Here is a 25,676-nt window from a genome sequence, read left to right on the forward strand (position 1 = left end):
AGGCATGATCCGCGAAAGCGCGAAGCGGTTTTCCGGAAAGATCATGCGCAAATAAGAGCTAAAGCGCGATGACGATCCATCTAAATCTCATCCCGCTTATGCCACGACCTTGGCTCCGCTGCCGTCGAGGCGCTGGCGTTCGTTCGCCAGATAGTCGGCGATCGCATCGGCCGGCATGGGCTTGGCGAAATAATAACCCTGGATGAAATCGCAGCCGAGCCGGCGCAGGCTGTCGAGCTGGGCGCGGGTCTCGACGCCCTCGACCACGCAGGCGATCTCCATGTCGTCGCAGAGGCCCGCGAGCGATTTGACGATTTTGTGGCTCACCGGATTCTCGTTGATATCGGCGACGAAGCTGCGGTCGACCTTGATCTTGTCGAGCGGCAGCCGATGCACGTGGCTCAACGACGAATAGCCGGTGCCGAAATCGTCCAGCGATATGCCGCAGCCCATCGCCTTCAGCGTTGCTATCGACTGCTGCGCGCGCACGAAATCGAAGGTGACTGCGGTCTCGGTAATCTCGAAGTCGATTCGGCGTGGCGAAAGACCGCTTTTCTCGATGATCGAGATCAGCGGCAGGATGCCTTCGGCGGCACAGACGTCGTGAGCGGAAAGGTTGAATGACAGGCGGATGCCGTCGGGCCAGGTTCTGGCCGTCGCCAGCGCACGTGCCAGCAGTGCCTGCGTCAGGGGGCGGATTAGGCCGATGCGCTCGGCGGCGGGAATGAAGTCGGCAGGAGAGACCCAGCCGAGACGGGGGCTGTGCCAGCGCGCCAGTGTCTCGAAACCCGCGGTGTGCTCGCTCATCGCGTCAACGATTGGCTGGAACACCAGCCCCATCTCCGTGCCGAAATCGGAGGTGCGCAACAGGTTCTCGATGACGCCGCGGCTGCGGATCTCGGCCTCGAGCTCGCTCGAGAAGATCACGGTGCGGCCGCGCAGATGGCGCTTGGCGTGGTAAAGCGAATAGTCGGCACATTCATAGAGCGCTTCGGACGTCGTCGCGGAGTCCGGGAACAATGCGAAGCCGCTCGAGCAGGACAGTCCGGTATGGGCGGTGTCGAGTTGATACGGCAGCTTGACCTGACTACTGATGCGTTCGCCGAGCCGCATCAGATCCGAATCCTCGGGATCGCCGCACACGACGAGGCCGAACTCGTCGCCGCCGAGTCGGGCGAACTCCACGCGCTGCGGGCCGAAGCCCTCGCAAACCTCACGGATGCGCCGGCCGGCCTCGATCAGGACGCGGTCGCCGACCGAATGGCCGTAATTGTCGTTGACCGGCTTGAAGCCGTCGAGGTCGATGATGCCGACCGCGACGCGAACGTGCCTGCGCTCGGCGTCGGCGAAGGCGCTCGACAGCTCGGCGAAGAAGCGGCGCCGGTTCGGCAGCTCAGTGAGGGAATCGAGATTGGCCAGGCGAAAGTTCTCGTCCGAAAGCGCCTGTGTCGCCGCCTGCTGCGCGAGCAGCGACTTGCGGCTGGCGACGAGATCGGAGAAGTCGCGGTAATAGATGAACAGCACCGTCACCATCGCACCGGACACCAGGAGGTTGTTGACGGCGATCGCCTTCAGCGTCGGTTCGCCCGTGGCGAAGAAGAACAGCACATAGGGCACGTCGACGATCAGGGTCGCGATCAACGCCGCCGAGCGGAGATGCATCAGCGAAAAGATGCAGCCGATCACGGTGACCGCCATGTAGAAGGCGACCTGGCTCTTGGCGAAGGGATCGCCATAGGGGTAGAGCGCGAAGGACCAGGCGGTGAAGCCTGCGCCGATCGGCAGGGTCAACCAGTTTGTGGCGCGCAGATTGCGCAGGATGTCGGCGTCGCTGCGCACGAGGTGGCGCTGGCGCAGCCACCAATAGGTGCGCAAGCCGGCGAGCACGGTGAGCACGCTCGGCACGATCATCGTCAGCCAGTCCGGCGCCACGTTCACAAAGGTGTAGGCCACCGCGATCGTGTTGCTCATGAGGATGAAGTAGAGCAGCGGGACCTGCTTGGAAAAGGCATCGAACTGCGCGCGCATCAAATCCGGATTGTCGGCCGGAACGCGAAACAGCCGCATCGCAGCGGCGAGATGAGACTTCAAATCGGCAAATGGCATTGAAATACGAGCCCGGATCCCTTGAAACGGGGGTGATCCTGCACGGCGGGGGTAAAGGGCGCGTTAGATCGATCCCTTGCTGACGGGCAGTGCGGGTTGCAGGCGGGTACATCGCCACCCGTCACGTGCATTGGTGAGGCCGCGTTAACGATAAGAACCGCATCAGCAGGCTTGTAGGGCAGCAAAGTCCTGCGAGGACCGCTAGGGTCCGCTAACTATGCGCTCAGGCCCGACGTCTTGCCGCACCTCTTCTCGACGGGATGAGGTGAAAGGTTGCATCCGATGACCGCTACTTCTTTTCGAGTGCCGCGGTCTGCTTGGCGAGTTGCTTGTCGAACTCCTGCGACAGGCCGGTCACGTAGGTCGCAAGCTCGTCCGGCTTGACGAATGGATTCGGCGCGCCGTCCTTCATCTGCGCGCGCTTGGCCTGCATGCCGTAGACCTCCGGATGGGGGCCGAGCAGCACGTCGATCTTCATCGCCTTCACCTTGGCGTAGGTCGCGCGGTAGTCTTCGACGATGCCGGCATAGGTCGGCTGACCGACAAGCCTGTTCAGCGCGACCGTGCCGCTGCAGAAGAACAGCACCTCGCGGCTCTGCTCGCCGTCCTTGACGGTCATCTCCCAGCTGGTGCAACCCGGCGAGTGGCCGGGCGTCGCATGCGCAGTCAGCGTGGTGTCGCCGAGCGTCACCTTGTCGCCTTCCTTCACCGTGCGGTCAACCTTTACCGGTGGGAAGGCGAGGTTCTCGTTTTTCTCGTCGCCGGGATAGTAGCCGCCTTCGAGCAGCGGCTTGTCGCGCTCGCCAGCCATGAGCTGCGCGCCGGTTTCCTTCTTGATCTCGGCAAAGCCGCCGGTGTGATCGAGATGCGCGTGCGAGTTGAGGACGATCTTGATGTCAGCGACCTTGAAGCCGAGCTTGGCGATGTTGTCCTTGATCATGCCGGTCGACTGAGGCATCGCGGTGTCCATCAGGATCAGGCCCTGCGATGTCTTGATGACGTAGACGGCGATCCCCTCGGTCCCGACATAGTAGATGTTGCCGATGAGCTGGAACGGCTCGAACGGCGCCGTCCACTTCTGCATGACCGTCGCCAGGAAACCCTTGATGGTCTGCGCTTGCGCGCCCGTCGCCAGCAGTGACAGTGCGCACAATGCGGCCGTAATTGTTCTCATGGTTTGCCTCCCATCGTGTTGTTGTCGTTTTGATCATGCGGATGTCGCGGCGCGACCGCGCGCAGGTTACGTTGCGGCCGGCGCTGCCGGCAACTGCTTCGTGTGAGGAAAATCCATCTGCCGTGCGGGGATAGCGCCCTATCGGCCAAAAGCCGGCCGGGCGCTTAACGCCCGATGGTCAGGCCGGCGGTCGAGCGCATGGCGTCTCTGAGGCTGGTCGCGTTCATGTCGTCGAGCACCTGTCGCGTCAGCACGGTGGTCTGGCCCGCCGTGTTGAGAATCGACTCTCCGCGAGAGGAGGAGAGGCGGTCGGCCTTGTAGGATGCGGCTGGACCGGTGGCGCCGACGGTCGCGACGTCAAGACGTGGCCGTTTGCCGGCAGCATCGGCCGGTTGCGAGGCGCAGAAGGTAGCGATCGCGACCAGAAGCAACGGGCTTGCGCGCATATGCGATCTCCCATGTCGGCATATCAGCCTAGCACATCGCGGCGGCGGTCGCAGGAGAAAGGATCAGGCGAGAGCGGCTTGGCGTTCCCGGGCCGGCTCGTGGACCCGCTCGAGTTTTCCGGGCTCGGCGAGCCGCGTGAAGCTGCGATGGCTCGCCTGTAGTGGAGCCTCGACAATGACGCCCTCACAGACGATCTGTCCGCCGAGCATCTTGAATTCCAGCTTGTCGTAGCGCGGCATCGTGTCGCCGGGCGCGGGCGGGAGCAGCCCGATACTGCCCTGGATGTTCAGCGTGGCTTCGCCGGTGCCGTGAAGCCGAGGATTCCACATCCTGATCCCGCTTTCCGCCCAGCGCTGCCGAATCAGCGCGGAGCGATCGGCAGGTTCGGCGGCTCTCGCGCGTGCTTTCGGCGTGCTGCGCCGTTGCGGAGATGGAGAGACGAGAACCGGAACGGGCTCGATGTCGGTGTCGACGCTGGCCGTCTCGGTGGAACCCTGCTGCGCGACGACGGGCACAGCAAGATCCGCAGCAGCCGGCTCAATGGTCACGGCATCGCCAAGCGAGGGAGCGCTATCGAGGTGATTCTCAGGAGCAGGCTCTGCCAGCGCTTCGGCGTCAGCAGATACGACGCACTGCTCGTCTACGGTCGGCTCAACGTCCATGATAGCGTCAGGCGACCGATCGTCGTCCGTGACGAGGGCAGGAGCGTCAACGGGAGCACTCTCGACGTCGAGGGGCGACGCCGATGTCTCTGCCAGGACGTCAGCCTCGGCCTCGACCGGGATTGAATCGGTGCTGACGACAGGTTCGGCGGCTTCGACCGGTTCGCTGACGGCATCGATCGCAATCGGCTCCGCGTCGACGGACTCGACCGTCGCCGCAATTTCCACAGCAGGATCGTTGCTGATGGCGGGCTCGGGAGCATCTTCCGTCGCGGTTTCGATCTCGACGGCCAGGACCAAAGCCTCCGGCTCGATGACCGGCTCGATGTCGGACGGCGTCTCGCGGGAGGAATCGTCGCCGGCGCTGGCGTCGGTTGGCGCGGCCGGCGGACTCTCCGGGATAATGGAGATTGCGGCACCATCCTGAGCAGAAGGAGCCGCGACCTCGGCCTCGTCGTGCGTCGAAACCATGCTGGTCACGGTGTCGTCAGCCGAGGCGGCTTCCGCGATGGTTTCGGCTGCGATGTCTTTTGCCGTAATGTCTTCGGTGATGACAGGCGATACGTCCGCGGCGATCGGCGTGACATCAATGCTGCCGCTATCCGGCGCAGGCCGAAGCCGGTTGAAAGCCCATCTCACGGCGGGGATGCGGCGCAGCAACGATATCAGTCTCGAAAGCACTAGGAGTTGTCCAAGAGGTACTCGGGCGTGAGGCAATCGCTGATTCGCCAGCAATGTGAAAAACTGCCCCGCTCGTCACACCTCTGTCAACGTAGGGGAGATCAATTGCAGAACATCCACAATTCCGCGCGCGTGGGTGGTGACTGAATGTAGCGCAGCCGTCGCCGACAGGCTGTCTCGTCGTGAAGCAGCAGCGTGACCGCTCGTCGGCTGTGACCGCGTCCACAGTGCGGTGTGCCGAGACTGATACCTTTCCTTCGAAGTCGATTATTTGCCAGAGCCCGCACTGCCGCCGGCCTGGCTGCCCATATTGTTGGTGTTGCTACTGCCGGCGGATGGCGACTGTGCACCCTTGCTGTCGCTGGCATCGTTTTGCATGTTCGACGAACGCCCGGTCGTCATGCCCTTGGTCGCGGGTCCGCGCGACGAGGGGCCGACGCCGCCCTGACCCGAGGCGTCCGGGGCGGCTTGCGTCTGCGCGAAGGCGCCACCGGTCGCCAGCGCCATGATGCATGCCGACGCCAAGATGAGCTTCTTCATCTCGTTCTCCTCGTGGGTTCACCGTCGACAACTTGCGCGCGGAAAGGACGTTCCCAATCGACGCGCGTCGCAAGGATGGTCGAGAGAGACATGCACCGAAGGTGGGGTTCCCTGCGTCAGCCGCTCCGGGTAGTTTGGAGCACCCGCCATCTGGTGCAAGGACGAGGAATGAAAAGACTAGTCGCTATCGGAGCGCTTCTGCTCTGGTCCACGATGGCGTTCGCGCAGGATCGCGCCATCACCGTGGCCTCCACCACCTCGACGGAACAATCCGGCCTGTTTGGCCATTTGCTGCCGCTGTTTGCAAAGGAGCAGGGCATCAACGTGAAGGTCGTTGCCGTCGGGACCGGCCAGGCGCTGGATATCGGGCGGCGCGGCGATGCCGACGTGGTGTTCGTCCATGACAGGGCTGCCGAAGACAAGTTCATGTCGGAAGGGCAGGGTGTGAAGCGCTTCGACGTCATGTACAACGATTTCGTCATCATCGGCCCGAAGAGCGATCCCGCGAAGATCACCGGCGGCAAGGACGTCACGGATGCATTGCGCAAGATCGCGGCCGCCAAGGCGCCGTTCATTTCGCGCGGCGACAAGTCCGGCACGCATGCGGCCGAGCTCCGGCTTTGGAAGGAAGCAGGCGTCGACATCGGCGCGGCAAAGGACGGCTGGTATCGGGAAATCGGCCAGGGCATGGGCCCGGCGCTGAACATGGCCTCGTCGTCGAACGCCTATCTGCTGTCGGATCGCGGCACCTGGCTGTCGTTCAAGAACCGCGGCGAGCTCGCCATCCTGACGGAAGGGGATAAGCGGCTGTTCAACCAGTACGGCGTCATGCTGGTCAATCCTGAAAAGCACCCGAACGTGAAGGCCAGGGATGGGCAAGCCTTCATCGACTGGCTGATCTCGCCGAAGGGACAGGAGGCGATCGCCGGGTACAAGGTCGGCGGCGAGCAGCTATTTTTCCCCAACGCGTCCCACTAGCAGGAAGGCGACGGTCGACACCGCCACGCTGAGCGCGAGCAGGATCAGCCCGAGCCCGAGGGCCAGTGGCAGGTCGCCCTTGCTGGTCTCCAGCGCGATCGCGGTCGTCATCGTGCGTGTGAAGCCGCGGATGTTGCCGCCGACGATGATGATGGCGCCGACCTCGGCGATGGCGCGTCCGAACGCGGCGAGAAAGGCCGTCAGCAGCGAGGTCCGGCCGAGGGCGAACAGAAGCGCCATGCTGCGGAAGGCCGACAGTCCGTCGATCCGCGCCAGATCGCCATATTCCGCCCATAGCAGGCTCGCGGGCCGGTGCACCAGCGCCACCACGATCGGGGTGGCAAGCAGCGTCTGCGCAATCACCATGGCGGCCGGCGTGAACAACAGTCCGGCAGCTCCGAGCGGGCCGGACCGCGACAGCAGGAGATAGAGCGCGAGCCCGACCACGACCGGCGGAAGGCCGAGCAGCGCATTGGTCAGCACGATGATCACCTGGCGGCCGCCGAAACGGGTGATCGCGAGCAAGGCCCCGATCGGCGCGCCGATCAGCAGGGCAATGATGCTCGCGGTCAGGCTGACGCGAACCGACAACGCGACGATGCCGAGCAGTTCGGCGTCGGCTTCGCCGATCAGCGACAACGCAGCGCCAATGGATCGTGCGAAGTCGTTCATCCGGCCTGACGCTGTTGCGCCGGGCCGGATGGCTCCTGATCGTCGATATCGGCCGTTCGAAATCGCCTCACGGATTGGTTCCTGCAAGTCGTGTTGACGGCCACAGAATACCCGGGAGCGACGGTTTGAAAACGCGATTCGATCAAAAAAGCTGTTGGCGCCGCGTCACGCAGGCTCTTCTGACGAGATCCGAGAAGGGCCCCGCCTTTCGCAGGCCCAAAGCCATCGCGCGAGCAGGACGGCGAGAGCCGCCCCGACCAATTGGGCGGCAATGAAAGCCGCTATGCCTTGTGGGGCAATACCCGCGAATGTATCGGACAGCGAACGGGCGATGGTGACTGCGGGGTTGGCGAACGATGTGGACGAGGTGAACCAGTATGCCGACGTGATGTAGAGGCCGACGGCATAAGGAATAGCAGTGATGGTGCGATGTCCGACGCCGAAGATCGTCGATAGCAGGCCGAAGGTGGCCATGGCTTCGGCCAACCATTGTCCGGCCCCGGTTCGCTCTGTGAGAGAAAATTGGAGCACAGGAAGCTCGAACATCAGGTGTGCGACCCCGACACCGGCAATCGCGCCGGTGATCTGGGCGATGCAGTAGATCGCGGCGTCCGTCCATGGCACTTCGCCGCGCAAGGCGAATGCCAGCGTCACGGCCGGATTGAAGTGGGCACCCGATAGCGGGCCGAAGGTCAGGATCAGCACCACGAGGATGGCGCCGGTGGCGATCGTATTGCACAACAGTGCCAGTGCGACGTTTCCACCGGAAAGTCGCTGCGCCATGATCCCGGAGCCGACCACGGCCGCGAGCAGGAATGCCGTCCCGAGCCACTCGGCGAAGGCGCGCTGTGCAAGGCTCTGCATCAGGCGTCGCGATCCAGCCGCACGCGCTCGCCGTCTTCCTTGACAAATTCGCCCCGTTGCGGTGGCAACAAATCCAGCACCAGTTCGGAGGGGCGGCAGAGTCTGACGCCTTTCGGCGTCACCACGATCGGCCTGTTGATCAAAATCGGATGCGCCATCATCGCGTCGAACAACTGATCGTCGGTCAACGCCGCGTTGCCGAGCCCGAGCTCCGCATAGGGGGCCGCCTTTTCGCGCACGGCCTCGCGCACGGAAATTCCCATACGCGCGATGAGCTGCCGCAGCAGGGTCCGCGACGGCGGCGTCTTCAGATATTCGATCACGTGCGGCTCGATACCGGCATGGCGGATCATGGCAAGCGTGTTGCGCGACGTGCCGCAGTCGGGATTGTGGTAGATGATCGCGTCCATTGCGGATGCTCCCTTGTTCAGCAGCAGGCTCGCGGGGTCGCCGGCGCCACCTGCGGCGCACGGCGGGCCGAGTGCTGCTCCGGCTTCTCGTGAGCAACCCGCGCCTGGTTCTCGCCAGTGCCGTCGCCGTAATCAGCGCCGATGAAACGGGGGAGGTCCTCGGCGGACAGGTGAACGTGCAGGCGCTTCATGGTCTGTCCTTTCAGGCTGCAGGCACATTGCCGCGCTTTCGCGCTGGTTTCGACAGCTTTGTCGGAGCGCATGACACCCCGCCGCAACAGTTGTCGGTCAGGAAGCCGACGAGCGCGTTCATGGTCTCGAATCGCCCCGCATAGATCATCGAACGCCCCTCGCGCCGCACGGTCGCGAGCCCGGCCATCCGCAACCGGTCGAAGTGGAAGGTCAGCGTGTTGGGGGCAAGACCCAGCGCCTCAGCCACAGCGCCGGCAGTGAGCCCGCCGGGACCGGCCTGCACCAGCAGGCGGAAGATGTCGAGGCGATTGTCCTGCGCGAGCGCGGCGAGCGCTGCGACGGCGTCCGTCTTTTCCATATTTCAACGAGTATTGAAATAATCGACGGTTGTCAACCGAGATCGAGGTGCGGTGGACCCCATCTCGACATTGCGGCCGGCCTTCGAGGTTCAGCGTTTGACGGCAGCCGATGCCGAAATCGCGTGGGCGGCGGCGATGCTCTGCTGCCGATAGCGTTCGATCTGGTCGATCAGGGCGGGCGGGAGCGGGACGTAGTTGAGCGTCTCGGCCTGGGACCTGCAGTCGTCCAGCACCCGGCGGACGAAGTCTACGGCGGCTGCGGAGCGCTCCGGATATTTTGGCGTCTTCGGCATCAGCACGAAGGTCGTCGCCGTGATCGGATAGGCATCTTCACCGGGCGCGTTGGTGAGCAAAAGATGAAAGTCCTTCTCCGCTTTCCAGTCCGCGCTGGCGGCTGCGGCCTGGAAGGACGCGGCGTCGGGCACGACGTAATTGCCGGCGCTGTTCTGCACGATTCCGAAGGAAATCCGGTCGAGCCGCTGCAGCGCGTAGGTGTGTTCGAGATAGCCGATCGCACCAGGAACAAGGCCGACAAGCGAGGCGACGCCGTCATTGCCCCTGCCGCCGAGGCCGAGCGGCCACTCGACCGGGGTGCCTTCACCCACGCTCGCCTTCCATTGCGGGCTCACCTTCGCAAGGTAGTTCGACCAGTTGAACGTCGTGCCGGAGCGCCGGCCATTGGGCGTCAACCACAGCACACCGTCAGCGGCGCCGCGTCGTCCGATTGATGTAGATCGAGGATTGCCCGAAGCGTGCTAGGCCGAGCCGTCCCTCCGCCTGCGACGGGCAAGGGCAGGGGCAAATTCGGGGTAAACCGCGGGCCGGAAGGCCAAATCGTGCCCTTTCGCGGCCGCCGGCGGCTTTATTCCCGCCATGGATGCTTTAAGGAGAGGGCGGATCAGGTCGCAGCCGCCCGGCGGCGGTGCTAGACCCTGGTACTGGGAATAACGGGGCCGTGCCGTGCTGGCGCGCCCGCTAGGATGAGAAGGATATGAGGCAATGATCCAGACCGTTGGCATCATCGGGGCAGGGACCATGGGAAACGGCATCGCGCAAGTCTGTGCGGCGGCCGGGCTCTCGGTCGTGATGGTCGATATTTCCGATGCGGCCGTGAACCGCGGGCTTTCGACCGTCGGCGGCAGCCTCGACCGCCTGGTCAAGAAGGAGAAGATGTCGGCGGCCGATCGCGAGGCGACGCTCAAGCGCATCACCGGCACCACCGACCGGGCGAAGCTGTCGGACTGCGACCTGGTCATCGAGGCCGCGACCGAGAATGAGGAGCTCAAGGTCAAGATCCTGAAGGACCTCTGCGCCACCCTGTCGCCGCGCACGCTGGTCGCAACCAACACGTCGTCGATCTCGATCACCAAGCTCGCCGCCGCGACCGACCGGCCCGACCGCTTCATCGGCATGCACTTCTTCAATCCGGTTCCGGTGATGGCGCTGCTGGAACTGATCCGCGGCTTGCAGACCTCGGACGATACCCACGCCAAGGCGCTCGATTTCGCCCAGCGCGTCGGCAAGGTGGCAATCACTGCCAAGAACAGCCCGGGTTTTGCCGTCAACCGCATCCTGTGCCCGATGATCAACGAGGCGATTTTTGCGCTTCAGGAAGGGATTGCGACGGCGGAAGAGATCGACGCCGGCATGAAGCTCGGTTGCAACCATCCGATCGGGCCGCTGGCTCTGGCCGATCTCGTCGGGCTCGACACCATGCTTTCGGTGATGGAGGTCTTTTACAAGGGCTTCAACGATCCTAAATATCGGCCAGCACCGCTGCTGAAAGAGATGGTCGATGCCGGCCATCTCGGTCGCAAGAGCGGGCAGGGCTTTTACACCTATAGCGCCTGATCACGGCGGTTGGCGGCGGGCTTACGACGTCCGCCGCCGGATCCCGCACTTTGCGCTGCGACAAAGACGCCGCGCGCAATTGGCCCGACAATGTTGAACGGCCCGCGGGCATAACGGAACGGACACAGAGGATATGTCGGATCGACTGAAGGCCGAGCGCGAGGCGGCGGCCGCACGGCGGAACCTATTGACTCAGGATGCGATCGAGCGGACCGGGATCACCGAGGAGATGATCGGGGAACTCGTGACCCGCTTCTACGGACGGGTACGCGAAGACGCAAAGCTGGGACCGGTGTTCGGGATCGTGCAGAACTGGGACGAGCATCTCGCCAAGCTTAGGGATTTCTGGTCTTCGGTCGTGCTGATGAGCGGCCGCTATCACGGCTCGCCGATGCGGGCACATCTGCCGCTGAGCCTGGTGGGTGATCATTTCGACCGCTGGCTCGACCTGTTCGAGCAGACCGCGCGCGAGGTCTGCCCACCGCCGGCAGCTAGCCTGTTCATCGACAAGGCGCGCCGTATTGCCGATAGTTTCGAAATGGCGTCGGCGACCGTTGCCGGTTCTATCGCCGCGCCGCGCCATGTGCTCAGGTCCTGAGAACGGCCGACGGCCCGTCGCTCGCAAAGTATGCAGCTCTATTGCGCCGCTTGCTTTGCGCAGCGCGGCGGAGAGCGCGCTGCACCAATTCCAGCATCATTGGTCTGATCTGCAAAATCATCATGCTGATCGCGTGGAGCGACGTTGAAATCGCGAAAACGCGCATGAATGCGTTCACTGCCGTTCAATCAACGCGAGCAAAGCCATATTGATGCACTGCGGTGCCAACTCTTCGCCTTGTTTTTGGCAGAGTTCCAGCGCCTGCTTGTGGACATGTCCCGCGCATCGATCACGTCCAGTTCCGCATCGTCCGAGAGCCCCACGGATCCCGAAGCCGACTCGCGCGCCGCGCGGACGCGGCGGACGGTGCTGCTTGGCGCACTCGCCACCACCGCCTGCCTCGGTTGTTCCGCGCATGCGCGCGCCGACGAGGATCCGCCGGGCTCCGACGAACGGCCTCAAAAGGGCGATGTGCTGGTCTTCTCCGAAGGCGACAAGGAGGGAAAGCTCATCACCGCAGCCGACCTGCCCGCCGGCGGACCGCCGGTGCATGCCTGGCCGAAGGATCCCAAGACATCGGTCGTGCGCAGCGCCTCCCGGCTCAACGAGATCCTGATCATCCGGCTCGATCCTGCCGAGCTCGATGAGAAAACCAAAGCGCGCGCCGTCGACGGCATCGTCGCCTATTCAGCGATCTGCGCGCATGCCGGCTGTCCCGTCACCGCCTGGGTGAAGAGCGATGTCGGTGACAAGGAGGTGTTCAAGTGCATGTGTCACAATTCCGAATACGATCCTCGTGCGGACGCACAGGTCGTGTTCGGACCGGCGCCGCGGCGGCTCGCTGCGCTGCCGCTCGCGCTCGCTGACGGCTCGCTCAGCGTCGCCGGCAATTTCATCGGAAAGGTAGGTGGCGCGCAGCCAGGATGATGGACGGTGCGGCCGTGCCCGCCTCAACGAGAGGCCGTATCCGCCGACGGGCGGACAGCGGGACGAACGACAAGAATTCAACACAAGAATTCAAACGGATGACAAAGGGGAACGTCCATGAAAACGTCCATGACCAGGAAGCAATTGTATTTGTCCGGCTTCGTCGCCTTCACCTGTCTCGTTTCGACCGCCGCCGTGTCCGGTCCGATCGAGAACTACGCGCCGGTGACCGCGCAGCGGCTGGAGAATCCCGAGCCGAGCAATTGGATGCTCTATCGGCGCACCTATGACGGCCAGGGCTACAGTCCGCTCGATCAGATCAACGCCTCCAACGTGAAGAATCTCACGCCGGTCTGGACCTTCGCCACCGGTGTCGTCGAAGGCCACGAGGCGCCGCCGATCGTCAATAACGGCGTGATGTTCGTGGCGACCCCGATGGGGCAGGTGATCGCGCTGAACGCGAAGACCGGCGACGAATACTGGCGCTACAAGCGGCAGCTGCCCGACGACCTGTTCCAGCTGCATCCCACCAGTCGCGGCGTCGGCCTCTGGGAAGACAAGCTCTATCTCGCCACCACGGACGACCACGTCGTCGCGCTCGATGCCAAGACCGGCAAGGTGGTGTGGGACACCAAGGTGCAGGATTACAAGAAGGGCCAGTACATGACCCTGATGCCGCTGATCGTTGATGGCAAGGTCATCGTGGGCGGCTCCGGCGGCGAGTTCGGCGTGCGCGGCTACGTCGCCGCCTACGACGCCAAGGACGGCAAGGAGCTGTGGCGGACCTTCACCATTCCGGGCGAAGGTGAGCCGGGGCATGACACCTGGCAGGGCGACGACTGGAAGAACGGCGGCGGCTCGGCCTGGATGACCGGCAATTACGACAAGGACACCAAGACGATCTACTGGGGCGTCGGCAACGCTGCGCCTTGGCCCGGCGAGACCCATCCGGGCGACAATCTCTACACCTCCTCGGTGCTCGCGCTCGATCCCAACACCGGCAAGATCAAGACCCACCACCAGTATCACCAGAACGACTCCTGGGACTGGGACGAGGTCGAGGCGCCGATGCTGATCGACCTGCAACGCGACGGCCGCAACATCAAGAGCCTGGTCCATCCGGGCCGTGACGCGATCTTCTGGATCCTCGAGCGCACGCCGACCAAGATCAACTACGTCGCCGGCTGGCCGTTCGTTTCCACCGATGTCTGGAAGGGCATTGAACCCGAGAGCGGCAAGCCGATCGTGGATCCCGCGCACAAGCCGGTGATCGGCAAGCGCGTCGAGTTCTGTCCGTCGCTTTGGGGCGGCAAGGACTGGCCGTCGGCGGCCTACAGCCAGAAGACCGGCCTCGTCTACGTCCCCGCCAACGAGAACTTCTGCGGCGGGTTCACCGGCGAGAAGGTCGCGCTGAAGCCGGGCGAGCTTTGGCTCGGCACCAAGCCGGAGGACATCGGCCTGAAGACGAAGCCGGGTGCGGACCACTTCGGTGAGCTGCAGGCGTGGGATCCCGCGACGGGCAAGAAGGTGTGGCAGCACAACTTCCCGAAGTCGCAGCTGTTCGGCTCGGTGACCGCGACTGCGGGCGATCTCGTCCTTGTCGGCGGCACCAATGACCGCAACTTCCGCGCCTTCCATGCCAAGACCGGCGAGCTCCTATGGGAGCAGAAGACCAACTCCGGCATCATGGGCATGCCGGTCTCCTATGAGATCGACGGCACCCAATACATCGCGATCCAGTCGGGTTGGGGCGTGGACGCGCAGCGCATCCAGGATGCGCTGGCGACCAATAACATCGGCATCGAAGCCAACGTGCCGCAAGGCGGGGTCATCTGGGTGTTCGCGCTGAAGAAATAGCTCCGCGGGCGGATCGAAGACAGCGGAGCAGCTGGGGGGTGGCGAATGCGGCGGGCGGCAACGTCCGCCGCATTCTTGCGTACTGGATCGCCAGCGCGCCACGTACGCGTCATCATGGCCGAGCGCAGCCCGGCCATGACGATGTGGGGCGGCTTGTGCGCGAGGCCCTCGCTACTTCCCTTCGCGCTCGACCTTGTCCCTTTCCTTCTGGTTCATCTCGCGAACCTTCGGATCGGAATTGTGTTGCCCGGTGGTCTGGGTGGTCGAAGCAGGCGGGGCGTTGGCGTTGGGAAGCGAGTTCTGGTCGGGCGCGGTGGGCCGCGTGGCTGTGGTTGGGGGCGTCGAGTTGCCTTGGGCGAACGCGCCGGAGGACGTCAAAAGAAAGGCGCCCGACAGCGAGACTGCGAGCGCCCTTGAGATGTTGGTCATCGATCTGCTCCTGTCAGATCGATGCAAACGGCGCGAGGCGTCTTGTGTTCCGCCGCGCGCCTCGGTTTCGTCTCACGCCTCCAATTGCCTGCCGATCGGCAGCGAGCGGATGCGTTTTCCGGTCGCTGCGAAGATCGCATTGATCAGCGCCGGCGCGAACGGCGGAACCCCAGGCTCGCCGACGCCGCTCGGCGGCGTGTCGGGGCCGGGCGGCACGATGTAGACATTGGTCACGACAGGGGATTCGTCGATCCTGACGACCTGGAAGTCGTCAAAATTCTTCTGCTGTACCTTGCCGTCCTTAAAGGTGATCTCGCCGTATTTGGCGAGGCTCAGCCCCATGATCGCCGCGCCCTCGATCTGCGAAGCGATCCGCTCTGGGTTGACGTAGGTGCCGCAGTCGATCGCGGTGTCGACCCTCGGCACCGTCAGCTTGCCCTTGTCGTCGACAGCCACCTCGACGATGGTCGCGATGTAGCTGACGAAGCTGCGGTGGGCGGCAATGCCGAGACCGTGGCCCTTCGGCACTTGTCGGCCCCATTCGCCCTTCTCCGCAACCAGCTCGACCACCTTGCGCAGGCGCGCGGTATCGATCGGGTAGCTCTCCTGCGGCTCGCCATAGTTCCACAGGTCCTTCACGTTGGGCTTGACGATGCGGGGCGAGCCGATCAGCTCGAGCAGCATGTCTTTCTGGTCGCGGCCGGTCGCCTGCGCGATCTCGCCGACCATCGACTGTACCGCAAAGGCGCGCGGGATGTTCGAGACCGAGCGGAACCAGCCGATGCGGGTATGCGCGGCCGCTTCCGGATTCTCGCAGGAGATATTGGCGATCTCGAACGGCACGTCGGCGAGGCCCATGCCGATTTCGAACGGCGCCTGATGGACCGTACCGGCTGCAAAGGTCGAGGCGATGCTGGGTGCCACGCTGCGGTGGCGCCAGGCAATCACCTTGCCGCTCTTGTCGAGGCCGGCCTCGATCCGCTCGGCCGAGACGGTGTGCAGGAAGCCGTTACGAACGTCGTCCTCCCGCGTCCATTGCACTTTCACCGGTGCGCCGAGCTCCTTCGACAGCAGCGCGGCTTCGAGCGCAAAGTCGCATTTCGACTTGCGGCCGAATCCGCCGCCGAGCAGGGTCACGTTGACGGTGACATTGCCCTCGGGAATGCCGAGCGTCTTGGCGACGTCGTCCCGGGTCCCGCCCGGGCTCTGCACCGGCGCCCAGATCTCCGCCTTGTCGCCCTTGACGTCGGCGACCGCCACCGGCGGCTCCATGCTGACATGGGCAAGGTGCGGGATGTAGTACTCGCCGACGATCACCTTGTCGGCGCCCTTCAGAGCCGCATCCGCGTCGCCCTCCTTGCGCACGACGAGACCTGGCTTGCGCGAGGCCTCCTCGAGCTCCTTGCGATAGGCGACCGAGTCGTACTTGCCGTTGGCCCCGTCGTCCCAGGTCAGCTTCAGCGCGTCGCGGCCCTTGATGGCAGCGCCGGTGTTGCGCGCGATCACCGCGACGCCGCCGAGCGGCTGGAACTTTGACGGCCACGGCCAGCCTTGAACCTTCATCACCTTCTCGACGCCGGGGACCTTCAGTGCGGCCTCCGGATCGAACGAGACCAGCGTGCCGCCGGTCACCGGCGGGCGCGCGATCACGGCATATTTCATCCCCGGCAGCCGCACATCGGCGCCGTAACGCGCCTTGCCGGTGGTGATGTCGTGGAGATCGACGATGCCGATCTGGCCCTTGGTGAGATAGCGGAAATCCCGGGGGTCCTTCAGCTTGAGGCCTTCGATGCTCGGCACCGATTCCTTGGCGGCATCGGCGGCGAGCTCGCCGAAGCCGAGCTTGCGGCCGCTGGCGCTGTGGACGATTTCATGATTGACGGCCTTGACCTCGGTCGCCGGCACGCCCCAGCGCTTCGCCGCAGCCTGCTCCAGCATGGTGCGGGCCGAGGCGCCGATCTGGCGCATCGGGATCAAATAATGCCGCGTGCTGCGCGAGCCGTCGGTGTCCTGGTTACCGAACTTGACCTCGTCGCCATGGGCCTGCTGCACCTTGACCTTGGACCAGTCGGCTTCCATCTCCTCGGCCACGATCAGCGGCAGGCTGGTGCGCACGCCGGTGCCCATTTCCGAACGGTGCCCGACGATGGTGACGATGCCGTCGGGTGCGACCGAGACGAACACGCGCGGATCGACCACGACGCCGTGCGGCATCTTGCCGGCGCCGGTCTCATAGGCAAACGCCTGGCGCGACATCACGGGGGCGGCGAGAACGAATCCGCCGGTGATGCCGAGCCCCTTCAGGATGCTGCGGCGCGAGACCTTCTCGATCTTGACGTGCTTTTCGAAGCCGCGGAGCTTGCCGGGATTGTCGATGAAATTCATGTCACACTCCCGTCGATGCGAGATGGACTGCGTTCTCGATGCGCTGATAGCAGCCGCAGCGGCAGATATTGCCGGACATCGCCTCGCGGATCTGGTCATGCGAAGGCTTCGGGTTGTCCATCAGCAGCGCGGCGGCCTGCATGATCTGGCCGGCCTGGCAGAAGCCGCATTGCGGTACATTGACCTGACGCCAGGCCTTCTGCACCGGATGATCCCCGTTGGGATGCAGTCCTTCGATCGTGGTGACCTCGCGTCCGGCGACGTCGTTGACCGACGTGATGCAGGCGCGCACGGCCTCCTTGTCGACAATGACCGTACAGGCGCCGCACAAGGCTTGGCCACAGCCATATTTGGTGCCGGTCAGCCCGGCCTCGTCGCGCAGGAACCAGAGTAGCGGGAGATCCGGGTCGCCGTCCCAGCTCTGTTCCTGGCCGTTGATCTTCACCTTGATCATGATCGTCCCTCGCTCTTCATAAGCATGCCAAATTCAAAGTTCGCCGACGCCGGTTGGCGACAGCGCGTATGTCGTTTCGTCGCATCCCCGCCTTCGCCCCGCGCGGGCAAATCCCGGTGGGAGGCAGGAACGCCACTGGCGATGTCTGGATGTGCTCGATACCTCCCCGTTTTTGTTCTTAGTTGTTTGAACGTGCGTGCGGCATCGTGACGGCCCGACCGTAACAGGGATCGCGCCGGCCCGGCGTTCACAGCCGAGTGTTCTCACCGGGAAAAGATTGCATCGATGGTTTGTCAAAAGCAGGGCGCGTCATCGCGCCGCGTAGATCGCGCGTTCGCAAACAGGGGTTGCGACGAAAAAGGCTTCGTCCGCCAGAAGGACTGCGCGGACGAAGCAGGATACCTCAGTCGAGGGAGGGAGAAACGCAGATGCCGGGGACTTCAGACGGAAGTCGGCGGCACTGCGCAGTCATTCAGAGACCAGGACTGAGGAGCCAATCACCCTCAAATGCCTGTAAGGTTGGAGGTGGCGGCATCGCCGTCAACTCCGGGGCCGGGCCCGTCCGGCTCGATGGCGCTGGTCGAGGCCAGCGAGCGGACGGGATTCGGCGAATACCAGCCGGCCTTGCTCAGGCGGCCTTGGCCTTGGCAACGTGGGTCGCGATCGCGTCCATCAGCGCCGGTGACAGGCAATCATAGGGCTCGAGCCCGATTTCCTTCAGCCGGGAACGGATGCCCGCCATCTGCTCAGGCTTCACACCCGATTCGATCACGGAAGAGACGAAGGCCGCGAACTGCGGGGCCTGCGAGCCCTGCTCCTGGAACAGCTCGGGATGAATGAAGTCGAGACCGTAGAACGGGTGGTTCTTGTTCTCGATGCGGCCGTACATGTGCGTGCCGCAGGCCTTGCAGGCGTAGCGCTGGATCACCGCGGAGGGATCGACGATCTGGAGCTTGTCGCCGTTCTCGAGCACGGTAACGTTCTGGCGCGGCACCACGGCTACCACCGAGAAAATCGCGCCTTGCGGCTTCCAGCACTTGGTGCAGCCGCAGGCGTGGTTGTGTGCGACGTCGCCCTTGATACCGACCTTGACCGGATGGTCGCTGCATTTGCAGACCAGCGTGCCGCCGGCGAAGCTGCCGCTGCCCTGTTTGAGGCCGTTGTCGATCGATGGATGGAGTGCAACAGTCATGGTCGATCCTCCTTGGTGTGACGCTTTCGAGCTAGAACACGACGACTGAACGGATGGATTTGCCTTCGTGCATGAGGTCAAACCCCTTGTTGATCTCCTCGAGCTTGAGCACGTGGGTGATCATCGGATCGATCTGGATCTTTCCGTTCATGTACCAGTCGACGATCTTCGGCACGTCGGTGCGGCCGCGGGCGCCGCCGAAGGCGGTGCCGCGCCAGTTGCGCCCGGTGACGAGCTGGAACGGGCGAGTGGCGATCTCCTTGCCGGCCTCGGCAACGCCGATGATGATCGAGGTGCCCCAGCCGCGATGGCAGGCCTCCAGGGCCTGGCGCATCACCGTGGTGTTGCCGGTGCAGTCGAAGGTGTAGTCGGCGCCGCCGTCGGTGAGGCCGACGAGATGCTGGACGATGTCGCCGGTGATCTTCTTCGGGTTGACGAAGTCGGTCATGCCGAAACGGCGGCCCCAATCTTCCTTGGAATCGTTGATGTCGACGCCGATGATCTTGTCGGCGCCCGCCATCTTGGCGCCCTGGATCACGTTGAGGCCGATGCCGCCGAGGCCGAACACGACCACGTTGGAGCCCGGCGTGACCTTTGCGGTGTTGACCACGGCGCCGACGCCGGTGGTGACGCCGCATCCGATGTAGCAGCTCTTGTCGAACGGCGCGTCCTCGCGGATCTTGGCGACCGCGATCTCCGGCAGCACGGTGAAGTTCGAGAAGGTCGAGCAGCCCATGTAGTGGTAGATCGGCTTGCCCTTGTAGGAGAAGCGGCTGGTGCCGTCGGGCATCACGCCCTTGCCCTGGGTCGCGCGGATCGCAGTGCAGAGATTGGTCTTCTGGCTGAGGCAGCTTTTGCACTGCCGGCATTCCGGCGTGTAGAGCGGAATGACGTGGTCACCCGGCTTCACCGAGGTGACGCCGGGGCCGATCTCGCGGATGATCCCGGCGCCCTCATGGCCCAGGATCGACGGGAAGATTCCCTCGCTGTCGAAGCCGTCGAGCGTGTAGGCGTCGGTATGGCAGATGCCCGTCGCCTTGATCTCGACCAGGACTTCGCCGGCCTTCGGGCCTTCCAGATCGACCTCGACGATCTCAAGCGGCTTCTTGGCTTCGAAAGCGACGGCGGCACGTGTCTTCATTGGTAGCTCCTCAAATCCTCATCAGACGCCAATAAGTAGTCTTGGCAGTCTTCGTAACGTTCACTTCTTGCCCATGCAGGCGTCTTCCGCCTTGGTGTAGGCCTCTGTTTTCTCCTCCTTCTTGGAGGGACGCTGCCGGCCCCACGCTTCGGTGGAGCGGGCGCGCAGATAGACATACAGGTCGTCCATGTAGCAGGCGACGTTCGGATTGTCGCCGAAGGCCGGCATGACGTTCTCCTGTGCGGTCGAGACGTTCTTGCGACCGGAGGCGACCACGCCGAGGAAGTCGCCATAGCTCATCGACTTGACGGAATCCTTGAGCGCCGGCGCGTAGGTGGAGCCCATGCCGTCGGGCCCATGGCAGACGTGGCAGTCGGAGTGATAGCGGCGGTATCCGGAATAGGTGAACCAGTCCACGGTGCCGTCGGCCGAAATCTTGTAGGTCGGATTTCCTTCCTTATCGAGCCACTTTCCGTCGTCTTCCTTCTTCACGGCGGTCGGGTCGCCCGGACCTTCCGCGACCGCAATTCCTCCGGACGCAACCAAGATCATCGCAGCAATGACAGAGCAGATTTTACGCAAGAGATTTATCCTCGAAGACGCCCGGGGGAGACGAGCCGGCGCGTGGAGTTGATCCACGCGCCGGAGCGATGCTGATGGGCCTAGTTCGGCAGCGAGAACACGGTCAGCGTACCGCCGAGCGCCGTGTAGTTGCTGAGGGCCGCGTAGCCACCGACCGCGCCGAGACCTGCAGTCGGATCGGTCAGGCCTGCCGCCAGACCGATACCGGCCCAGCCGCCGACGCCGGAGAGCACTGCGACATACTGCTTGCCGCCGTTCTCATAGGTGGTGACGTTGCCGATGATGCCGGAGGGAGTCTTGAACTTGTAGAGCTCCTTGCCGGTCTTGGCGTCGACCGCCTTCAGATAGCCTTCGAGCGTGCCGTAGAACACCACGCCGCCAGCCGTTGCGAGCGCACCCGACCAGACGGAGAACTGCTCCTTGTTCGACCAGACGATCTTGCCGGTCTTGCCGTCCCAGGCGATGAAGTTACCCATGTGGGTTTCACCCTGCGGCGGATACATCGAGAGCGTCGCGCCCACATAGGGCTGGCCCGCGGTGTAGCTCACCTTGAACGGCTCGTAGTCCATGCAGACGTGGTTGGTCGGAACGTAGAACAGCTGCGTGTCTGGCGAGTAGGCTGCCGGCTGCTCGTCCTTGGTGCCGAGCGCGGCCGGGCAGATGCCCTTCACGTTGTGATCCTCGCCCGCCTTGTCGGTCGAAGCTGCGTCGAGCACCTTCGGACGACCGTAGGTTGGCGAGTTCTTGTCCATGTCGACGCCGGAGGTCCAGTTCACCTTCGGATCGTACTTTTCGGCGACCAGCAACTCGCCGGTGGCGCGGTCCAAGGTGTAGCCGAGGCCGTTACGGTCGAAGTGGGTCAGCAGCTTGCGCGGCTGGCCGTTGATCGACTGATCCGAGAGGATCATCTCGTTGACGCCGTCATAGTCCCATTCGTCATGGGGCGTCATCTGATAGACCCACTTGGCGACGCCGGTATCCGGGTTACGGGCCCAGATCGTCATCGACCATTTGTTGTCGCCGGGGCGCTGCTTCGGATTCCAGGTCGAGGGATTGCCCGATCCGTAATAGACCAGGTTCAGCTCGGGATCGTAGGAGATCCAGCCCCAGGTGGCGCCGCCGCCGATCTTCCACTGATCGCCTTGCCAGGTCTTGAGGCTCGAATCCTTGCCGACCGGCTTGCCGAGTGCAGTGGTCTTCTCGGCGTCGACCAGGATCTGGTCGTCCGGCCCTTCCGAATAGCCGCGCCATGCCAGCTTGCCGGTCTTGATGTCGTAGGCCGACATATGCGCCTGGACGCCGAACTCGCCGCCGGAGATGCCGATCAGCACCTTGTCCTTGATGACCATGGGCGCCGACGTACCGGTCTCGCCCTTGCTCGGATCGCCGTTCTTGGCGGTCCATGCAACCTGGCCGGTCTTGGCATCGAGCGCGACGAGAGTGGTGTCGGCCTGATGCAGGAAGATCTTGCCGTCGCCGAAGGCCAGGCCACGGTTAACCGTGTCGCAGCACATCACCGGAATGACGTTCGGATCCTGCTTCGGCTCGTACTTCCAGACGATCTTGTTCTCCTGCGAAAGGTCAATGGCGTAGACCTTGTTGGGGAACGGCGTGTGGACGTACATGATGTTGCCGATGATCAGCGGGCCGCCTTCGTGGCCGCGCAGCACGCCGGTCGAGAAGGTCCAGGCAACCTGGAGCTTGCCGACGTTTTGGGCGTTGATCTGGTTCAGCTTGGAATAACGAGTATTGGCGTAGTCGCCGGTCGGCATCACCCAGTCTTTCGGGTTCTGCGACATCTTTTGCAACTCGTCATTGGCTGAGGCGCTCCCGACGGCGAGAGCCGCCGCTGAGCCAAGAAAGGTCGCCAGTAGCACCTTGCGCATAGTCATTCCTCCGTTGGTCTCGTTTATTTTTCCCGAAGCATTGATAATTCACCGGGCTTCTCGTCGTCCGGCTTCTGCTCGTGCAGGGCGGTCCACGTTTCGGACCAGAAACGATGCTGTGCTGTTTCCTCCTCCTGATGAGAGCCACGGGTCCACGTGCAGGAGCGGCCCGTTCTTGTTGTTCCTGCCGCAATTCCTAACGACTTCGTCATCGGGAAACTTGCCCAAGAGAGAAACCGGTTTGCTCGATAGCGCACGGACGCGAAGATTTTGTTTTGCAGTAGCGAATTCAGCGGCTTCCGCGTCCCTCTGACAGAGCCTTCGGCGCTCAGGTTCCCCTTGACGGCGCTGCAACTAAGGCGGAGGATTAACTTTCAAGGGTGGCATTGGAACGATGGCGCGCGTGCCAAAGACCGCTCAAATTCGAGGTAAACGTCACGCAATCACGGCTGAGGGCTCCAGCAGCGCTGGTCGCGATTCGCGTCGAATCTCCGGATCAAACCAGTGGCTGGATTAATGTCCGACACCATTCACACGCTCTCGACGACCGGCATGACGCCGAAGCGCCAGATCCAAAGCTGGATCGACGGGCTGACGAGCCTGTGTGGGCATTTCGACGTCGATCCGCTGGAGGCGTCCTCGCTCGAAGGCCGCATCGACTACACGAGCGTTTCGCGTCTGAAGCTCTGTCAGATCGAAGTGAGCCAGCATCGCATCGCGCACACGCTGGCGCGGGCCAAGGCCAATGAACATCCCTACATCAAGATTCACTTCCAGACTTACGGCGTGTCGTATTTCGAGCAGGAAGGCCGCCACATCGAGATCAACCCCGGTGACATCATCGCCTATGATGTCTCCTGTCCGCATTCGATCATCAGCCCGGCCTTCACGCGTCACGACGTCGTGATCGTGCCGAAGGCGCTGCTGCGCGACCGCGGATTCCCGTCACAGCGGATGCCGGCCTGCAAGCTGTCGGCGAAGACGGGCACGGGGCGGATCGCCCACGATTTCGTCCACGCAACCTTCGACGAAGCGGCGAAGCTGTCGGCGAACAGCGCGGTCGGCGTCGCCGATTCCTTGATCGACCTGCTGCTGCTGCCGCTGCGCGAGGCCGACACGATGTTCGATCGTGTCGGACCCGAAGCGATGTATGTGCGCGCGCAGTTCTTCATCCGCGAGCACTTGCGCGATCCGGATCTGTGCATCGATCAGATCTCGGCCGAGCTCGGTTGCTCCAAACGCTATCTGCACATGTTGTTCTCTGAACGCGGCACCACGGTCAGCGACTACATCTGGCAGGCGCGCCTGCAGAACTGCCGCCAGGAGCTCGAGGCCCACGCCGGCAAGACCATCACCGACGTCGCCTTCTCCTGGGGCTTCTCCAGCTCGTCGCACTTCAGCCGCGTGTTCCGGAAGTATTTCGGCGTGGTGCCGTCATCGATCCACAAGGCGCAGCAGGGCATCGCGAGTTCGGGCGAGCATTAAAGCATGATGCGGAAAAGTGCGAAGCGGCTTTCCGGAATGATCATGCGCAAACAACAACCTAAAGCGCGATGACGATTCATCTAAATCTCATCGCATTTTAGACCCGAAGTTGCTCCCGGACGATCAAGCCGCTCCGCCAGACAATTGCCGTTTACGCCGCTGCCGCAATGTAGGGAATGCTGACCAGCAGGGCGGCAAGCAAGGCGGCGTTGCAGAGCATTCCGCTCCAATGCAGCCGCCGCAGCCGGCCCGCGGCGTTGGTATCGCCCGCTTCGCCGGCGCTGAGCTGCTCGTCCATCCGCTGCATGAACCAGCGCCGGCCGCCGATCGCGAGGGCGGCGAGCAGGCCCACGCCGGTGGCGGCAAGCGGGCGGCCGTCGAGCAGCAAGGCCAATGTCGCGATGATTCCGGCAACGCGCATCACCAGAAAATGGGCGTTGAACATGCCGCGCAACAGCAGGGCGACCGGCCGGATGTCGAGCTTCACCAGAAGGAAAGCGGGCGATGCCAGCGTGAAATAGCCCATCGGAAAGAGCAGAATGACCATAACGGCGACAGCGACGGCATCCGGTGTCATGCGATCGGCCCCTTGTTGTCCGCCGCGGGCAGCTCGTCCGGCGGCGGGGCGCAATCATAGCGGGAAAATGCGTTTCCGGCACTAGGCTTTGGTCGAACGCCGAGCGGCGAAGGAGCGTCGGCGCGCCTGCCTCAAGAGTTAGGCCGGCTCGAGGCCGAGCGACTTGGCGCTCTCGATCCAGATCGGCAGCTCGCGCTGGTAGAGTTCGTTGGTCTCCTTGAAGCCGATCGCGGGTTCGAGCACGAAGGTGGCGAGAACTTCCTTCACCTTGGCGTCGTTGTTGGCGGCGACGCAGAGGTCCGCCAGGCGATCGACAACGGCTTGCGGCGTTGCCTTCGGCACCGCCCATCCGGAGAAGCCGCTCACGGTGAAGAATTTCGACGTCGCGCCCTGCTCGGGAAGGGTCTTGATCGCGGGGATCGCATCGACCTTCTTCGAATGCACGGCGAACACGGTGCCGCGGTCGCTCTGCAGGACCGATTGTGCCGCCGTGTAGCTTCCCATCGCGGCATCGAGCGTGCCTTCGAGCATTCCGGTCCACATCGGAGCCTCGCCACGATAATGCACCGGCTCGATGCTGAGCCCGTACTGCTTGTTGAGCTCGTTGATCGTCATGTGCGGGGCCGAGCCCGCGCTATAGGTGCCGAAATTCACCTTGCCGCTCTTGCGCGCGAAGGCGACGAAATCCTCCAGCGTCTTGATCCCGGTCTTCGGGTTCGTCACCAGCAACAGGCCGGCACCCGGAATGACGCTGACGAGGGTCAGATCCTTGTCCATGTCGTAGCCGGGATTCTTCATCACCACCCGGTTCATGATGTAGGTGGTCGAGATCGAGCAGAGGATGGTGTGGCCATCGGGTTCGGCGCGGGCGACCTCGGCCGTGCCGATCGCGCCGGAGGCGCCGGGCTTGTTCTCGACGACCACGGTCTTGCCGACCTGCTTGGAGATGAATTCGCCGTAGGCGCGCGCGAGCAGGTCGGTCTGACCGCCGGCGGGATAGCTGCAAATCATGCGAATCTGCCGCGATGGCCAGCTGCCCTGTGCGGAGGCGCTGCGCGAGACAAAGGGCATCGCAAAGGCGCCGGCTCCGGCGGCGATGAAATGGCGGCGATCGATTTTCTTGGACATGATTCTCTCCCGGTTCCGGGCAGGGTACTGCACCAGGCTGGCGCCGCCATGGGCATCAGGCGAGACAGATTGGCGCATTCGCGGCGATCACCCGTGACG

At 63.7% G+C, this 25,676-nt stretch carries 26 protein-coding genes; 6 read left to right on the top strand and 20 right to left on the bottom strand.

All coding sequences use genetic code 11. The features are described from left to right. Window positions 1-96 precede the first annotated feature (96 nt). From P6U31_RS11485 to P6U31_RS11505, 5 genes are all read right to left on the bottom strand, one after another. On the bottom strand, window positions 97-2,106 hold the full coding sequence (locus P6U31_RS11485; protein ID WP_407188418.1) for a putative bifunctional diguanylate cyclase/phosphodiesterase: 2,010 nt from the start codon (window positions 2,104-2,106) through the stop codon (window positions 97-99). Between the two features lie 289 nt (window positions 2,107-2,395). Next, window positions 2,396-3,280 carry a BJP family subclass B3 metallo-beta-lactamase gene (blaBJP, locus tag P6U31_RS11490; RefSeq protein WP_407188420.1) on the bottom strand — a complete coding sequence of 295 codons (885 nt, stop codon included), beginning with the start codon at window positions 3,278-3,280 and terminating at the stop codon, window positions 2,396-2,398. Between the two features lie 164 nt (window positions 3,281-3,444). Continuing rightward, a complete protein-coding gene (locus tag P6U31_RS11495) occupies window positions 3,445-3,726 on the bottom strand; it encodes a Plug domain-containing protein (protein ID WP_407188421.1) in 282 nt (93 codons plus the stop codon). A gap of 63 nt (window positions 3,727-3,789) precedes the next feature. Next, window positions 3,790-5,049, bottom strand: a complete 1,260-nt coding sequence (locus P6U31_RS11500) for a hypothetical protein (protein ID WP_407188422.1) — start codon at window positions 5,047-5,049, stop codon at window positions 3,790-3,792. 288 nt (window positions 5,050-5,337) lie between these two features. Then, window positions 5,338-5,610, bottom strand: a complete 273-nt coding sequence (locus P6U31_RS11505; RefSeq protein WP_407188424.1) for a hypothetical protein — start codon at window positions 5,608-5,610, stop codon at window positions 5,338-5,340. A 168-nt stretch (window positions 5,611-5,778) separates the two neighbouring features. Here P6U31_RS11505 and P6U31_RS11510 point away from each other — a divergent pair, with 168 nt between their 5' ends. Beyond that, window positions 5,779-6,588 carry an extracellular solute-binding protein gene (locus P6U31_RS11510; RefSeq protein WP_407188426.1) on the top strand — a complete coding sequence of 270 codons (810 nt, stop codon included), beginning with the start codon at window positions 5,779-5,781 and terminating at the stop codon, window positions 6,586-6,588. Here P6U31_RS11510 and P6U31_RS11515 read toward each other — a convergent pair. From P6U31_RS11515 to P6U31_RS11540, 6 genes are all read right to left on the bottom strand, one after another. Next, entirely contained in the window at window positions 6,562-7,260 is a 699-nt protein-coding gene (locus tag P6U31_RS11515; protein WP_407188427.1) for an ABC transporter permease, read from the bottom strand. The two genes, P6U31_RS11510 and P6U31_RS11515, sit on opposite strands and share 27 nt — an antisense overlap. A 165-nt stretch (window positions 7,261-7,425) precedes the next feature. Continuing rightward, window positions 7,426-8,124 carry an MIP/aquaporin family protein gene (locus tag P6U31_RS11520; RefSeq protein ID WP_407188429.1) on the bottom strand — a complete coding sequence of 233 codons (699 nt, stop codon included), beginning with the start codon at window positions 8,122-8,124 and terminating at the stop codon, window positions 7,426-7,428. Beyond that, window positions 8,124-8,534, bottom strand: a complete 411-nt coding sequence (gene arsC / locus P6U31_RS11525; RefSeq protein WP_407188430.1) for an arsenate reductase (glutaredoxin) — start codon at window positions 8,532-8,534, stop codon at window positions 8,124-8,126. Before arsC ends, P6U31_RS11520 begins: the two co-directional genes overlap by 1 nt. Window positions 8,535-8,551: 17 nt before the next feature. Continuing rightward, entirely contained in the window at window positions 8,552-8,725 is a 174-nt protein-coding gene (locus tag P6U31_RS11530) for a hypothetical protein (protein WP_407188431.1), read from the bottom strand. Window positions 8,726-8,736: 11 nt separating this feature from the next. Next, entirely contained in the window at window positions 8,737-9,084 is a 348-nt protein-coding gene (locus tag P6U31_RS11535) for an ArsR/SmtB family transcription factor (protein ID WP_407188432.1), read from the bottom strand. Window positions 9,085-9,174: 90 nt separating this feature from the next. After that, on the bottom strand, window positions 9,175-9,783 hold the full coding sequence (locus tag P6U31_RS11540; protein ID WP_407188433.1) for a substrate-binding domain-containing protein: 609 nt from the start codon (window positions 9,781-9,783) through the stop codon (window positions 9,175-9,177). Window positions 9,784-10,084: 301 nt separating this feature from the next. On the opposite strand from P6U31_RS11540, the gene P6U31_RS11545 reads away from it, so the two are divergent. From P6U31_RS11545 to P6U31_RS11560, 4 genes are all read left to right on the top strand, one after another. After that, window positions 10,085-10,936: a 3-hydroxybutyryl-CoA dehydrogenase gene (locus P6U31_RS11545; protein WP_407188435.1), complete on the top strand. Its 852-nt coding sequence runs from the start codon at window positions 10,085-10,087 to the stop codon at window positions 10,934-10,936. Between the two features lie 133 nt (window positions 10,937-11,069). Next, on the top strand, window positions 11,070-11,534 hold the full coding sequence (locus P6U31_RS11550) for a group III truncated hemoglobin (RefSeq protein WP_407188436.1): 465 nt from the start codon (window positions 11,070-11,072) through the stop codon (window positions 11,532-11,534). Between the two features lie 273 nt (window positions 11,535-11,807). Continuing rightward, window positions 11,808-12,461 (top strand): ubiquinol-cytochrome c reductase iron-sulfur subunit, encoded by a 654-nt coding sequence (locus P6U31_RS11555; protein WP_407188438.1) that lies wholly within the window; start codon window positions 11,808-11,810, stop codon window positions 12,459-12,461. A gap of 129 nt (window positions 12,462-12,590) precedes the next feature. Further along, window positions 12,591-14,318, top strand: a complete 1,728-nt coding sequence (locus tag P6U31_RS11560) for a methanol/ethanol family PQQ-dependent dehydrogenase (RefSeq protein WP_407189822.1) — start codon at window positions 12,591-12,593, stop codon at window positions 14,316-14,318. A 171-nt stretch (window positions 14,319-14,489) separates the two neighbouring features. On the opposite strand, the gene P6U31_RS11565 is transcribed toward P6U31_RS11560, so the two are convergent. From P6U31_RS11565 to xoxF5, 7 genes are all read right to left on the bottom strand, one after another. After that, window positions 14,490-14,747, bottom strand: a complete 258-nt coding sequence (locus tag P6U31_RS11565) for a hypothetical protein (protein WP_407188440.1) — start codon at window positions 14,745-14,747, stop codon at window positions 14,490-14,492. Window positions 14,748-14,819: 72 nt separating this feature from the next. Continuing rightward, window positions 14,820-17,132, bottom strand: a complete 2,313-nt coding sequence (locus tag P6U31_RS11570; protein ID WP_407188441.1) for a molybdopterin cofactor-binding domain-containing protein — start codon at window positions 17,130-17,132, stop codon at window positions 14,820-14,822. Between the two features lies 1 nt (window position 17,133). Next, window positions 17,134-17,586 (bottom strand): (2Fe-2S)-binding protein, encoded by a 453-nt coding sequence (locus P6U31_RS11575; RefSeq protein ID WP_028177985.1) that lies wholly within the window; start codon window positions 17,584-17,586, stop codon window positions 17,134-17,136. Window positions 17,587-18,214: 628 nt separating this feature from the next. Beyond that, window positions 18,215-18,778, bottom strand: coding sequence for an S-(hydroxymethyl)glutathione synthase (gfa, locus tag P6U31_RS11580; protein ID WP_407188442.1), 564 nt, complete (start codon window positions 18,776-18,778; stop codon window positions 18,215-18,217). Window positions 18,779-18,809: 31 nt separating this feature from the next. Then, on the bottom strand, window positions 18,810-19,919 hold the full coding sequence (locus tag P6U31_RS11585; RefSeq protein WP_407188443.1) for an S-(hydroxymethyl)glutathione dehydrogenase/class III alcohol dehydrogenase: 1,110 nt from the start codon (window positions 19,917-19,919) through the stop codon (window positions 18,810-18,812). Between the two features lie 60 nt (window positions 19,920-19,979). Further along, complete coding sequence (locus P6U31_RS11590; RefSeq protein ID WP_407189823.1) at window positions 19,980-20,471, bottom strand: c-type cytochrome, methanol metabolism-related; 492 nt, start codon at window positions 20,469-20,471, stop codon at window positions 19,980-19,982. 110 nt (window positions 20,472-20,581) lie between these two features. Continuing rightward, window positions 20,582-22,387 (bottom strand): lanthanide-dependent methanol dehydrogenase XoxF5, encoded by a 1,806-nt coding sequence (gene xoxF5 / locus P6U31_RS11595; RefSeq protein ID WP_407189824.1) that lies wholly within the window; start codon window positions 22,385-22,387, stop codon window positions 20,582-20,584. A 516-nt stretch (window positions 22,388-22,903) separates the two neighbouring features. Here xoxF5 and P6U31_RS11600 point away from each other — a divergent pair. Continuing rightward, window positions 22,904-23,872, top strand: a complete 969-nt coding sequence (locus tag P6U31_RS11600) for a helix-turn-helix domain-containing protein (protein ID WP_128927023.1) — start codon at window positions 22,904-22,906, stop codon at window positions 23,870-23,872. Between the two features lie 151 nt (window positions 23,873-24,023). Here the strand turns inward: P6U31_RS11600 and P6U31_RS11605 are convergent, their stop codons facing one another. Then, window positions 24,024-24,449 carry a hypothetical protein gene (locus P6U31_RS11605; protein WP_407189825.1) on the bottom strand — a complete coding sequence of 142 codons (426 nt, stop codon included), beginning with the start codon at window positions 24,447-24,449 and terminating at the stop codon, window positions 24,024-24,026. Window positions 24,450-24,587: 138 nt separating this feature from the next. After that, window positions 24,588-25,577 (bottom strand): Bug family tripartite tricarboxylate transporter substrate binding protein, encoded by a 990-nt coding sequence (locus tag P6U31_RS11610; protein WP_407188444.1) that lies wholly within the window; start codon window positions 25,575-25,577, stop codon window positions 24,588-24,590. Window positions 25,578-25,676 lie beyond the last annotated feature (99 nt).

The sequence above is a fragment of the Bradyrhizobium centrosematis genome, assembly GCF_045571495.1.
GTDB classification, from domain to species: Bacteria; Pseudomonadota; Alphaproteobacteria; order Rhizobiales; family Xanthobacteraceae; genus Bradyrhizobium; species Bradyrhizobium centrosematis.

Bases quoted from the DNA above. Each gene is read 5' to 3' on its own strand.
- P6U31_RS11600 (WP_128927023.1), top strand. From the start codon at position 22,904: ATGTCCGACACCATTCACACGCTCTCGACGACCGGCATGACGCCGAAG.
- P6U31_RS11570 (WP_407188441.1), bottom strand. From the start codon at position 17,132: ATGAATTTCATCGACAATCCCGGCAAGCTCCGCGGCTTCGAAAAGCAC.
- P6U31_RS11555 (WP_407188438.1), top strand. From the start codon at position 11,808: ATGTCCCGCGCATCGATCACGTCCAGTTCCGCATCGTCCGAGAGCCCC.
- P6U31_RS11590 (WP_407189823.1), bottom strand. From the start codon at position 20,471: ATGATCTTGGTTGCGTCCGGAGGAATTGCGGTCGCGGAAGGTCCGGGC.
- P6U31_RS11515 (WP_407188427.1), bottom strand. From the start codon at position 7,260: ATGAACGACTTCGCACGATCCATTGGCGCTGCGTTGTCGCTGATCGGC.
- P6U31_RS11505 (WP_407188424.1), bottom strand. From the start codon at position 5,610: ATGAAGAAGCTCATCTTGGCGTCGGCATGCATCATGGCGCTGGCGACC.
- P6U31_RS11585 (WP_407188443.1), bottom strand. From the start codon at position 19,919: ATGAAGACACGTGCCGCCGTCGCTTTCGAAGCCAAGAAGCCGCTTGAG.
- P6U31_RS11550 (WP_407188436.1), top strand. From the start codon at position 11,070: ATGTCGGATCGACTGAAGGCCGAGCGCGAGGCGGCGGCCGCACGGCGG.
- P6U31_RS11605 (WP_407189825.1), bottom strand. From the start codon at position 24,449: ATGACACCGGATGCCGTCGCTGTCGCCGTTATGGTCATTCTGCTCTTT.
- gfa (WP_407188442.1), bottom strand. From the start codon at position 18,778: ATGACTGTTGCACTCCATCCATCGATCGACAACGGCCTCAAACAGGGC.
- P6U31_RS11485 (WP_407188418.1), bottom strand. From the start codon at position 2,106: ATGCCATTTGCCGATTTGAAGTCTCATCTCGCCGCTGCGATGCGGCTG.
- P6U31_RS11565 (WP_407188440.1), bottom strand. From the start codon at position 14,747: ATGACCAACATCTCAAGGGCGCTCGCAGTCTCGCTGTCGGGCGCCTTT.
- P6U31_RS11510 (WP_407188426.1), top strand. From the start codon at position 5,779: ATGAAAAGACTAGTCGCTATCGGAGCGCTTCTGCTCTGGTCCACGATG.
- arsC (WP_407188430.1), bottom strand. From the start codon at position 8,534: ATGGACGCGATCATCTACCACAATCCCGACTGCGGCACGTCGCGCAAC.
- P6U31_RS11545 (WP_407188435.1), top strand. From the start codon at position 10,085: ATGATCCAGACCGTTGGCATCATCGGGGCAGGGACCATGGGAAACGGC.
- blaBJP (WP_407188420.1), bottom strand. From the start codon at position 3,280: ATGAGAACAATTACGGCCGCATTGTGCGCACTGTCACTGCTGGCGACG.
- P6U31_RS11535 (WP_407188432.1), bottom strand. From the start codon at position 9,084: ATGGAAAAGACGGACGCCGTCGCAGCGCTCGCCGCGCTCGCGCAGGAC.
- P6U31_RS11495 (WP_407188421.1), bottom strand. From the start codon at position 3,726: ATGCGCGCAAGCCCGTTGCTTCTGGTCGCGATCGCTACCTTCTGCGCC.
- P6U31_RS11560 (WP_407189822.1), top strand. From the start codon at position 12,591: ATGACCAGGAAGCAATTGTATTTGTCCGGCTTCGTCGCCTTCACCTGT.
- P6U31_RS11520 (WP_407188429.1), bottom strand. From the start codon at position 8,124: ATGCAGAGCCTTGCACAGCGCGCCTTCGCCGAGTGGCTCGGGACGGCA.
- P6U31_RS11530 (WP_407188431.1), bottom strand. From the start codon at position 8,725: ATGAAGCGCCTGCACGTTCACCTGTCCGCCGAGGACCTCCCCCGTTTC.
- xoxF5 (WP_407189824.1), bottom strand. From the start codon at position 22,387: ATGCGCAAGGTGCTACTGGCGACCTTTCTTGGCTCAGCGGCGGCTCTC.
- P6U31_RS11575 (WP_028177985.1), bottom strand. From the start codon at position 17,586: ATGATCAAGGTGAAGATCAACGGCCAGGAACAGAGCTGGGACGGCGAC.
- P6U31_RS11610 (WP_407188444.1), bottom strand. From the start codon at position 25,577: ATGTCCAAGAAAATCGATCGCCGCCATTTCATCGCCGCCGGAGCCGGC.